Source organism: Sphingobacterium sp. MYb388 (assembly GCF_037479535.1).
In the GTDB taxonomy this organism is placed as follows: Bacteria; Bacteroidota; Bacteroidia; order Sphingobacteriales; family Sphingobacteriaceae; genus Sphingobacterium; species Sphingobacterium anhuiense.
This window is the reverse complement of the sequence record NZ_JBBGYV010000002.1, coordinates 585,256-597,485: the sequence shown is the minus strand read 5'-3', so window position 1 is coordinate 597,485 and position 12,230 is coordinate 585,256. Positions and strand designations below refer to the sequence as shown.

General features: G+C 43.0%; 6 protein-coding genes. All 6 read right to left on the bottom strand.

Annotated features, from left to right (window positions below; all coding sequences use genetic code 11):
• Positions 1-16: 16 nt before the first annotated feature.
• The 6 genes from WH188_RS08425 to WH188_RS08400 all read right to left on the bottom strand — a co-directional run bounded on the left by WH188_RS08425 (position 17) and on the right by WH188_RS08400 (position 12,124).
• A complete protein-coding gene (locus tag WH188_RS08425) occupies positions 17-1,360 on the bottom strand; it encodes a TlpA family protein disulfide reductase (protein ID WP_339423803.1) in 1,344 nt (447 codons plus the stop codon).
• A 160-nt stretch (positions 1,361-1,520) separates the two neighbouring features.
• The gene (locus tag WH188_RS08420) at positions 1,521-2,297 is read right to left on the bottom strand and encodes a hypothetical protein (protein WP_339423802.1); all 777 of its coding nucleotides are present in this window, start codon (positions 2,295-2,297) and stop codon (positions 1,521-1,523) included.
• Positions 2,298-2,336: 39 nt separating this feature from the next.
• Positions 2,337-3,749 (bottom strand): RagB/SusD family nutrient uptake outer membrane protein, encoded by a 1,413-nt coding sequence (locus WH188_RS08415; RefSeq protein ID WP_339423801.1) that lies wholly within the window; start codon positions 3,747-3,749, stop codon positions 2,337-2,339.
• A 22-nt stretch (positions 3,750-3,771) separates the two neighbouring features.
• On the bottom strand, positions 3,772-7,455 hold the full coding sequence (locus WH188_RS08410; protein WP_339423800.1) for a SusC/RagA family TonB-linked outer membrane protein: 3,684 nt from the start codon (positions 7,453-7,455) through the stop codon (positions 3,772-3,774).
• 230 nt (positions 7,456-7,685) lie between these two features.
• A complete protein-coding gene (locus WH188_RS08405; protein WP_339423799.1) occupies positions 7,686-10,322 on the bottom strand; it encodes an outer membrane beta-barrel protein in 2,637 nt (878 codons plus the stop codon).
• Positions 10,323-10,972: 650 nt separating this feature from the next.
• Entirely contained in the window at positions 10,973-12,124 is a 1,152-nt protein-coding gene (locus WH188_RS08400) for a FecR family protein (RefSeq protein WP_339423798.1), read from the bottom strand.
• Positions 12,125-12,230 lie beyond the last annotated feature (106 nt).

The window sequence follows — 12,230 nt, the reverse complement described above, 5'->3', positions numbered from 1 at the left end:
AGTAGCAACCGTGTTATTATTGGACATCCGTGATCACCAGAACCTCGATTTCACGCTCGTCCTCTATCAGATCCAAGCCATGACGTTGCATCTCCTTGCGTAAGCCAGCTATAGTACCATCATCTGGCATCATATCAAACTCTACATCAGGAGTTAAGCCTGTTTCATCAATCGCTGGTGGATATTTTTGTGTATAATCCAATTTCATCATCACCAAAGCGGGGATTGACATACCATCTTGCCCTTTTGGCAAAGTATCAGTAAGAGGTTTATCGGTTTTCACAAAAACCAAACATTTAACCTTGCGCTTTTCATATCGTCCATTCAGACCAAATTTATTGTTCAAATCTATCAAAGCTTGTTTTGCCAATGCTTGTTTGTCGACCAGCCCTTGCTTTTCCATTTCATAACAGAAATGATTTTTACTTTCCCAGATCACTTGATCCTCTTGGTGAACGTTATGAAAACGAGAAACATCCTTAACCTCTAATATGCTCCTAGCAGGATGTGGAAGATAAGGTATTTTAGCCGCATCCTTTTTCATTTCTTCCTCTGTTGCGTATGGTTTTGTTGCATACAGTAAAATTTGATAAATTGAAGAAAGGTCTTGATTAAAAAAGGCCAAGCGACTACTGTTTCTTGCGGTATCTTGTTTAAAAAAAAGTCCGCCTAATCCAATCTGCATCGAAGTGGACATTCCTGTTAAGACCGAATAACCATAATAAGGCGAATCACGCACTTCTGTCGACAAACCATCCAAGCGCATGAGGGAGTACATGGGGTCAAAGCTATCGTTCTTCAAGGGCCAATTCACGGTTTTCCCGTCCAATACTTCCTGAATATTAGCATTCGTAATATGCTCATATCCTGTAATGGCTATCACCTTACCTTTATAGATCCAAATGACATGCGGGTTAGTTTGATAGCGAAAATAAGAGCGTAAAACCCGATCATCAACAGCAGAAGCACGGTGTACAGGTGGATGATATTCTTTTAAGAACCGATTTTTATTGAAAAAATCAATAATCTTATCTTCTGGTTCCCAGGTTACGGACAACAATTTGATCTGGTTTCCAAATATACGCTGTAAAGAATCCAGTTTGGGCATGCTGGCGATACAGGTACCGCAACTCCGCTCCCAGAAATCAAGTACCAATAACCGATCTTTATAATCCGAAGTGCGGATGCTACGCTGATCATCATTGATAATATTGTCAATCAAAATATCAGGCACTTGATCACCAATTTTCAGCTCGGTAATTCCTGACACCAAAGGTGGCCGACCATATTTATCTTTTTCCTGCGCCTGTGTAATACTTGTTAATAATAAAAGAAAACAAATGACTGTTGTTAATTTCATAATAGAATCTTAAATGTAAGTTTATATAAGGTTCCTGAAGCGGAGTGCTTCCCTAGTTCTTGAGATGAAAAATCTTCTTATAGAGTAATACTGCCTACGAGTAGATTAAGAAAAAACCCTGCAACATATAAATTGCAGGGTTTGATGTCTTTTTGATATGCTATTGATAGAGAACAGCTACTACGCGATAGTTGTCTACAGCAGGAAGTCCAGATGTATTATACATGCCTATCATCACTATTGCTACAGATTTAAAGCGAAAAAAATTTGCATTAAAGTTATGGGTCGCAATCAACGTTTTATCGGCTGAATTCCGGATCTGAAAAGAGATCGTATTTGTGCCGGTCCGAGCAGGATAAGTTTTGAAATCCGTAAATTGCTGATAACCCAGATCACTTGCTTCCAATCTCGTGCTATTAACAATATTAATGTCCACTTTCGGACCGGATGACGACAGATTAACAAAACGGATATTGACAATGCTGTCTGCTGAAGGGGTGGGTTTTCCTGCATCGCGGATCACATAATCTGGAAAGTTGCTTTCTTCCTGAAATTTTGTCTTTAAATCTGTCGGCGTACCCGATAAGTACAGGGTATAAATCTTTCCTGCACCCAGCTGAGCACTTTGATAGTACCACATATTTGTAGTATCACTAAGAGGTACAACCTGAAAAACTGTACGGTGATCTGTCGGAACAATAAACATTCTGTTTACCATAGATCCACCCAAAGCTTGATTATCAGGAATACTGCTCCAGTTCATCTCCTTTTCAGCGACATTAACCTTGGCATTCCCACCTGTCACGACGGCATTGATCACATTAACTTTGGCAATGCCCGCTTCAGCTTGCCACACTGTATCCTTTTGGCAGGAGTATAAAAATAATCCACAGAAAAAAATCAGGAAAAATCTTATTATTCTAAATATAATTTTCATAATATTCATTTCTTTTTAATGAAAGCATTTCAACCATTATTACCTCGGATTCTGCTCCATACCGGTTAAGTCGATGACTTCCCGAGTCGGAATTAAAAAGGTGTAGCGCAGATCATTAGGTTGCAGTGGTGTATACGGTATGGTATTCATATTCCGACGGAGCGTAACCGCAAATTGTGGGTCTTTGTTCAAGCGTCGCAAATCGGTCCAGCGCAAGGTTCGAAAGACCAACTCTTTCCTTCGCTCTTCCAAAATCTGAACTACTGCATTGTTGGCGCTTGATGCTGTCCGGTTGACATACGGCGGTATCATGCGTTTTGCCATTAAGGTATTCAAATCATTCATGGCGAGTGCCGTGTTACCTGTACGGGCATAGCATTCCGCTCGGATCAGGTAAATTTCATTCGTCGCTAATCCCATAAACAAAACAGGGTTCTCCGTTCCGTCATAATTACCCCGGAAACCAATGATTCCATTAGGCTCTCCCCACCATTCCATTCCTTCTCCGAAAAAGACTGTTTTTCTTCTGTCACTTTCCGCATAAGAATCATACAAAGCAGGATTGATTTGGACCATCCCCTGAGCAAGTGTACCTGAAATTGTAACAGCCTGAAAAATCACTTCGGCATTAAAACGTAGAAAAGCTGGTCCTGTGGAAGCATTCCTAACCGTCGTAGCAGTTGGCGTTGTGCTTGTTGCATTATAATCAATCAACGTAGGTTGCAATTTTAGGCATTCATCTGCCATCTTCCCGGCATTGGTATAGTCCTCCATGGCTAGAAGAACCCGTGCCAATGCGCCATAAGCGGCTGCTTTAGAAGGACGTGATTTGACATGAACCTCGACGGGCAACAAGGATACAGCTTCATTCAAATCTGCCGTGATCCGGTCATAAACCTGCTTTACCGTTTCTCTGCTCGATACTTCTTGTGGATTTGGAGTCAAGCGCAGTGGGATACCTGGATCTGTTCCTGCTGTTGTGGCGATATAAGGTTTACAGAAGAGCTGTGCCAGATTGTATAAAGCAAAGGCACGAAAAAACAAAGCAGAGCCCTTTACGGCTTTATAATTGAGTTCATTTGCAGAAAACTCTTCGAGTGTACTCAGCACCAGGTTTGCACTGTAAACCACCTGATAGCTCTGAAGCCATTGCGACACATGCTCCCCCTGAGGATGCCAGCTATAATTATTTTTATTTTCCGGTGAATTGTTCGCATCAGAAAGACTATTATATACAGCATCGGTAAAATAATAGCTATCCGATGCCGCCTCGCCATGGTCCGGATAAGCGGCATTCATACGGGAATAATCATCCAATAGTGCCTGGCAATCGGCCACAGTAACGGGAATAGCCTGCGATAGATTCGGTCGCTGATCCAGAAAATCTTTTTTACATCCTGTCTGCAAAAAGAGCAACGGGATGAGTATGAATATTAATTTTTGCTTCATCATAATTTATCTACATTAATTCCTGCTAAAAACTCGCATTAAGACCTAAAGTAATTGCTCTAGGTGTCGGAGGTTGCATCAATGATTCCGGATCAATTCCAAATTTGTTTGCTCGCCAGATAATCCCCAGGTTATTCATACTACAATAGACCTGCAGACTGCGCAAAACTTTTCCTGTGTAAGGGATCCGATAATCCAAACGGAGATCTTCCAAACGGATATGATCGCCTGAAAACACGCGTGCAGAGGATAATTGATAAAATTTATCCCGATGCGCATCCGTTTCTCCTGGTCGAATGGAAGGTCCCACGTCTCGTTTGGTTTCATCACCCGGTTTCTGCCATCGATTTGCATACTCAACAAATGGAGTCATTGGATTCTGGAATAATCCAGCGGTTCCAACACCATTAGTACTGACAGGACGAAGCAATTTATACTTCAAACTATAGCGTATATTGGCCGAGAGCGAGAAAGATTTCCATTGTAGCGTATTGCGGAATGCCCCGTTATAGAGTGGAATAATCGAACCGTGGTTTTCCAAATCCTGAACTTTTGAATTTTCAATTATATCGATATAATCCTTCGTAATATGATGATTTCTATCATAACCCAGCGGATCACCGTTCCTCGAATCCAGACCTGCATAGCGATAAGTATACAAAGTAAAGGGGTCAAATCCTTCCCGATAAGCATTAGCTTGAGGATCACCAGTGGGACTGAATACATAACGATAAGCATTATCGGGAAAAGGCAAAAGATATTTGGTTACCACATTTCGCGTATAGGCGAACAGTAAATTGCTGCTCCATCTAAAATCTTTAATTTGCAGGTTGATGGATTGCAGATTGAGCTCAAAACCATTCGTCTTCATATGTGCAGAATTCATCATGATAGATTGATAACCTGTACTGTTATCTACTGGTGTGGGAGCAATTAAATTGGTCGAACGCTTCTGATACCATTCCAAAGTACCTGATAGCCGATTGTTGCGCAAACTAAAATCTAACCCAAGGTTCACCATGCCCGTACGTTCGGGTGCTAAATAGGGATTTGGAGCCTGGCCTACCTGCGCATAATTGAGACCCGTGGTGCCATCTGGAGATGGATTATACATTATCGTAGGATAAGCGGCAATCGTATTGTTGATGTTGCCCATGTAACCATAAGTCCCTCTGAACTTCAAGGTCTGTAGCAGACCGAATGCAAAGAAAGCTTCTTCGTGCAGGTTCCATGCCCCACCGATGGACCAGTTTGGTTTGACCCGGTCACTTGCTGCTATACCATAAATATTAGCTGCATCGTTTCTACCGCTCAATGTCAGTGCATAGCGCTTATGGTAACTATACGAGGCATTCATAAAGATTGAAGTCTTCCGATCAATAAAGGTGGTTTGTAGAAATATAGGTAAACGAATAATATTAGTTCCTCCATCACCATTTACATACGGGATTGGAGTACCATAAGATAAAGGCGAGAACATCATCGGATCCGAATTATATCCATATAACCTATTGACATATGGACCACCATCGATCTTGGCTTCACTACGTTCAAAACCAATGATAGCATTAACTTCATGCAGCTGATGGAAGGTCTGGTCAAAATTCAACTGTGCCCGTAAGGTATTGGAGCTACGCTGTAAAGCTTGTTGCATAATTCCATCGCCAATGGGTACATTGAAAGAGGCTGGTAGCGTTAGGTCGGTGGTGCTGTAGGTCGCGTAAGAATTGATAAATTCCCGCATGTACCAGGAATCGCGACTAAGAAATCGACTGGTTTCATCCGTACTTTTACCATACTGATAATTGATACTCGCATTTAGGGTTGGGATGATGGTATAATTGGCTCCAAAATTCATCAAGATGTCTTGCGTATTGCTCTCGCCATAATTCGTCTGAATGTCGTTGAGGGGGAAATAACGCCAGTCCAATAAGCGATCATTTCCGGCCACCCAGCGATAAGTATGATTTGGAACGGAGGCATTTCTTGGATTGATTACTTCCAGCGGATTTCTGTTATCGTCTGCCAATCGTAGATAAGGTTCAAGTGGAAGTTTGTCAATAACTCTATGTGACCCATCCCATATTGCAGGAGTATGATACAGTCCATTGGTATAACGAATACTGGCACTCAGTTCCAGCTTATTGATCGGTTTAAAAGTCATGCTACTCCGTAAGTTTTTTCTGCGGTAATAAACATTCACTTCACTATCGGTATTATGATCATAGCCACCAGAGAAAAAATAAGAAAATTGCCGACCACCGCCTGAAAGATTGGCAGAATACTGCTGTAAAACAGCACGGCGATACAGATATTTCGAAATGTCTTTCCTTCGATCGTAATTTCGATAAGCACCAATCTGCGTATCAATAGTTGCCCGACCAGTCGCATCACTCACAGGTAAGGCACGCTGTTGCGCCAATAAAGCGATTACTGGAGATATCGGCATGTACCATGCTGATGGATCGTCAACATACCAGTCGTAATTCCCGTTATTAAAATTAAACTTCTCGATATCGATATAATCCGAACTGTTCATAAATGGGCCATAAAATAAATCAGGTCGTTCTTTGATAGTCACATTACTATTGACCGCGATGCGGAGCGGTTGCTCCAGCTTTCCTCTTTTGGTGGTTATGACAATGACCCCATTACTGGAACGGCTTCCCCAAATGGAGGCTGCTGCCGCATCTTTCAGAACCGTAACACTCTCCACATCATTCGGATTAATATTATTGATATCTCCCTCATAAGGAAAATTATCCAAAATCACCAAAGGAATCCTTCCAGGTGTACCCGCATCAAAAGGTGTAGCCATCTCTAAGGTACTAATACCCCTGACCTGCAACTGACCTATAACATTAATCTTTCTGCTTCCTAATACGGTATTTACTGCAGGAAATGTATATTGTGGTGCCTTGTCCACAGATCCAAAAATAGTACTGACCGTCAGCCCTTTCAACCGGCTAATGACATCTGGACCTACATTCCGGTTGAACAGTTCATTGTCCACATGTTCAAATGATCCTGTAGCGCGCTCTTTGGGTAAGGTATAATATCCCGTACTCAAAACATTGGCTTCTTCTAGTTTGTTTTCAGACATGCGCAAGATGATCTCGGTAGATCCCTTAACGGTTGCAACTTTAATCGTACGGGTATCGTAGCCCATGTAGCTGATCCTGAGAGTTGCATCGGCAGCTACATTGGTTAAGGTAAACATGCCAAATACATCTGTTTGTATACTCTGATTGGTTCCTTCCACAGATACCGAGGCACTTCCTAAAGGTTTTCGGTTTTCGTCCAGTACTTTACCTTGAATATTGCGCTGTTGTTCATCATCATTCCTATCATTATTCGAATTAATGACAACAGTTCGATCGCTGATCGCATAGCTAAAGCTTTCATCGCCAAACAAACGATTTAAAACCAGGGAAAGCTCCTGATTTTTCGCTTCAATCGTGATCTTTCTGGTATCGGTATGCAGGTCGGCACCATACAGAAAATCATAGCCTGTCTGTTGCTTCAATAAGCTGATGACCCGCTCCAGCGAAACATTCCGCTCGGAGAGGGTTACTTTTTGCCCATAGGTATTGGCGCTTGCATGCACGCAGCCAATGAGCAGTAGAAATGTCGTTATTTTCATAACAAGCATAATATGGGGCGAAATCCAGCGATGCCGAACCCCTTGTTTAAAATAAAAATAATCCATACTTTTGGGTTAGTTGGGTTAAATAGGTAAATTTCAAATAGTTTGCTGCTGTGAACCCGGCTATTGAGCCATGCCTATGCGCGAACATAGCGTGGCTTCTTTTGCCTACAGACCATCAGTCCGATCGGAAAATTGGTGGTTGCTCCATTTTTAGTTTATTTTTAAATATTGGTTAGTATAGGTAGGTTCCATCTGAGCTTCTTATCCCTAGTTGAGCTGCATAATTTTTTCTACAACTTCCCCCCAAAGCGGGACAAGCTGTATTTAGCCGTCAATAATACATAACGCCCGATCCGACTTGAAGTACGCTGCGTGATGCTGTTATCCATCAACATCAGGTTGACAGATTGTTGCTGATCCAAAAGGTCGTACCCCTGCAATCGCAGACTAAAGTCTTTATTCGGCAACAGAAATAGTTCCGTATAGGCGTTGATCAAAATGGGATTTCTAACCGGGATGCTGTACCCGCCATTGATCCGATAACTGGCATCTGCGCCAATGACGAGCCGTGGACTGATGGTCCAGCGGGCATCAGTACCCATCTCCCAGCTGTAGGTACGTCTACTTAAATCGCTATTCAACTCATATTGGCTGTTGGCATGACCATAACTGAGCTTTACGGTACCCCGAATTGTTTTCCTATTGAGCGCTAGACTGAGAGACTGGCGCAGGGCAATGGTACTATTTGCTCCTTTTTGCCCACCAATAAAAACCATCGATCGGTTCTTGCTACCATACGTACCCCAGCGTAATTGGTAATCCTTTGCAAATGGTAAGGTCATATCATAGCTGGCGCTCAGTTGATAAGCGCCATTGGCATTGACATAATGGGTCTCCTGCCTGAAACTGTTGAGTGTGTCGGGAAATAGCAGGACATTGCTCACGACCTGATCCTCTACAACGGATCCATTTAATGCAAAACTGTAGGTATACCCTTTCGCAGGGTTGACATGTCCCAGATCTAAACTAAGCCGATGCACCTGCGTAGGTTTCAGATCGGGATTGCCAACAGTGATCTGCTGCAGGTTGCGGACATCCTGCAAGGGCATCAATTGTTGAATTGACGGAGCCGAAGCAGTTCCTGTATAATTCAGCTGCATGCTGTTTTTTGGTGATGGTGTGTAGCGCAGGCTCGCAACAGGAAAGATATGGAATAGGCTATAACCTACGCCCTTCTGCTGCATGCCTTCAATAGCATCCATACTGGCCGGCAATAACAGTAGCCCTAAGCTATACCCTAACTTGGGTGCGGCTACGCGATAACTCAGCTCCAGCTGATGGGTGCTGAAGTGCGAGCGGAAATCGGTGCTCAATGAATCGATACGCTGTAATACCCCCACTTGACCGCTGTTTGTTTCCATAACCTGATCAATGTTCCTGAGCGCATAACTATAACCGATATCCAAACTGCGCTTCGTATCGGTTGCAGCATGATCGTTGAGCGGTTCGGCATATTTTACACTAAGCGCAAGCGTGGACTCCCCTCGGTCTGCATTCAGCAGGCGCATATTGACCGAATCTTTCACGGGCTCGCCTGTTGCGTGATCGTAGAAACGCAACTGATCGTGGATCGTGCTCAGCTCTTGACCGCCCTGTACACTTCCAGAAATGCTGGTACTCAAACTGCGGCCCTGTTTGCCCATATTCCGGCTCCAGGATAGGGATAAGTTTCCGCTTTTATTTTTCGAATCGCCCAGCACCGTATTGTCCAGATCCTGCACGATGGCACCAGTCTGTTTGGATACCATATGGGAGGCATCTTCAGCGGTGGAAGTCTGCCCCGACAATTGAAAATTCCAAAAGTTTTTTTTACTGCTAGACTGCATATTAAACTGCACTTGCTGATTTTGATTCTGATTGGTATTGCTGTTCTGCATCCGGTTGTACAGGATGCCGTTACTAGTACCGCTCTCGCTGTAGCTTTCAGAATCTCCTGTTCGCTGGTTCGTATTATAGCCATAATTCCCGTAGACATTGCTCTTGTCCATGTAACGTCTATAATTGGCCCCGATACTTATCGTTTGCTGGTTCCCGCCCTCGATACGCGTTTTTTGCTGATTGGCATAAGCACTGAGCTGATGGACATCGAGCCAGAGATTGCCCTGCAGACCTCCCCCGAAAAGCCCTTGCGTACTTGCAGAGGCCTCAGCATCGCCGAAGATGCCTTTATTTTGTCCATCTTTAATAACCAGATTTAGCATTTTCTGAGGTTTTCCTACTTTGATCCCTGTAAAATTGGCCTGATCGCCATAATCATCGATCACCTGAAGCTTGGCAATGATACCTGCAGGCAGCTGCTTCAAAAAATCTTTGACATTATTGGTAAAAAAATCCTTGCCATTGACCCGCAGTTTGGTCATGGACTCGCCCATCGCCGTCACATTTCCAGAAGCATCGATCCTTACACCAGGTAGCTGTCGTAACAGATCTTCTAGGCGGTCCTTTTCGCCCACTGCATACGCTGACGCATTGAACTCGATTGTATCCTTGGCAACACGAATGGCACCTGGGGCTTTTACCGCTACTTCTTGTAAACGCTGGGTCTTGGTCTGAACAATAATCGGTGGTAATTTAAAGACAGGCTCATCGCCGGCATACACCATATTTTGTTGGTAAGTCTGATACCCCAAGCTACTAACGAGAAGTCTCATATTTCCTCTTTTCAATGAACGAAAAGAAAAAAAACCATCTTTATCAGTTCCAGTACTTATACTGTCGTTTTCCATATAAACGCGAACTGATATACCTGTAAGACCTTTTTGAAGGGAATCTACTACACGGCCACGTAGTTCGAAATTTTGTGCTACAACCGAGCTAACAAAACCAAAATGGAATAAGAAAAAGTAAAACAACAGGTATTTGTTCATTTTCATATAAAAAAAACCGCAAAGCGATTATACTTTACGGCTTCGTAAAAATTAAAAATCTACTCTTTATTGTTCTTGTTCATTCTTTATAATAGGGTACCTAAAAACGTTAAACTGGTATAAGTTTCTTATCATCTTTTTCAGCAGTGTTAAGAAGTGGTCTATTTGCTTGAATAAAAACCTAACTTTTTTCGTAGGATATCAAAATCTTAGGCACCGGATCACCAATCTTTAGCTCAGCAATACCTGGCACCAACGGTGGTCTGCCTTACTTATCTTTTTCCTGTGCCTGCGAAAACGCTGTAATGAATAGTAAAAAACAAAAGAGAGCTGTAAATTTCATAGTGGAATCCTTAATGAAAGTTTATATACAAATAGGTTCCTTAACAGAAACACTTCCCTAGCTGTTTAGCTAAAAATCTTCTCAGTTTTAAAAGTTTTATTGACTATGACTAAACAGTAAATGCATAAAAAAACCGTAAGTACCTCGCGCACCTACGGTCCATTAAAAAAGCTACATTCAAACAGTATCTTTGAGCAAAAGCAGCATCATAACCTTTCTTTTTATAGAAACCGCAAAAGGCGTCCCCTTTACGGTCATAAAAACGCTACCTATTAGCATTCTTTTTATTCATTATCAGTGTTTATTTTCACGGTTTCATAATAACCAGATTGTCTCCTTCGCGCCTGAAACTGACCAGACCGGTCTGCTCCAGCTTGCTCAACAAGGTGGAAAGATGCTCAAATCGGGACACCGAACCATTGAGCCGTACATCTTGTACAGGATCCTGAAATACAACCTTAATTTTATACCAGCGTGCTATCTGCTGCATCACGGAAAGCATCCTTTCATTATTGAACGTAAATTTGCCGTCTTTCCACAGATCCATATTGGCTTCATCTAAGGTCTTCACCTGAATGCCTGTTCCCGATAGCTGTGCCTGTTGTCCCGCCCGAAGCATGACTTCTTCTTTGGACAGCCTGTCGGTCAGCTTGACCTTCCCTTCCAAAAGCGTGGTCTTAACCGTAGCATCTTCGGTATAGGCACTGACATTGAAATGGGTACCCAGTACCTCCAACTGCTGCCGCCCGGATGAAACAATAAAGGGTTGCTCGGTATCGGGACTGACTTCAAAATAGGCCTCACCATAGCTTAGCTGTACTTCCCGGCGCCCTGTCTTCGGAAAGGATGTGGGATAACGAAAGGAGGAAGCGGCATTGAGCCAAACATGGGTGCCGTCTGGCAATACTACTTGATACTGTCCGCCTTGAGGTGTTTCAATCGTATGATAAGAAACAACACCTTTGGGATCAGCTTTTGCGCTAGTGCTGACATGGTAGATCAATTGTCCGTCGGCTGTCTTGGATATGACTACCCCTCCCTGATCGGCGAGTTGATCATTGTGTCCGACATCCGATAATTGAACACGTCTACCATCGGAAAGGGTCAAGGTTGCCTGGTCCGTGCCTGGTGGTAGATCTTGTGTACTGCTATTAGTAATTACTAATTCCTGGTCATTATTGCTGTACAGATAGATTCCTGCGCAGATGTTCAAAACTACAAATGCAGCCGCCACCGTACGCAACCACCGGCCGCTTCTCCTTTTTTTATGTATGTTTCTGTCTATGACCTGATAGATCCGGTCACGGAGCTCTTCTTCCGTTTTTGCGTATTTTCCGTGAATAAAGACTGGATTTTCCAGTCCCTCACGATACCATTGATTGAACTCGAGGCCCTCCTCGGAGCTGATGGTATTGTTCAACCATTTATGAGCTAGATACTCGATGCGTTTATTTTTCATATCAATTTTATAGTTGCACGGCGTTCGCTGTTATGTTCTCCTCGGTTCGGTTATCCCTAGTGCAACAGTTAAAAAATACCTTAATCTATCTGATCGTTTGAACTCT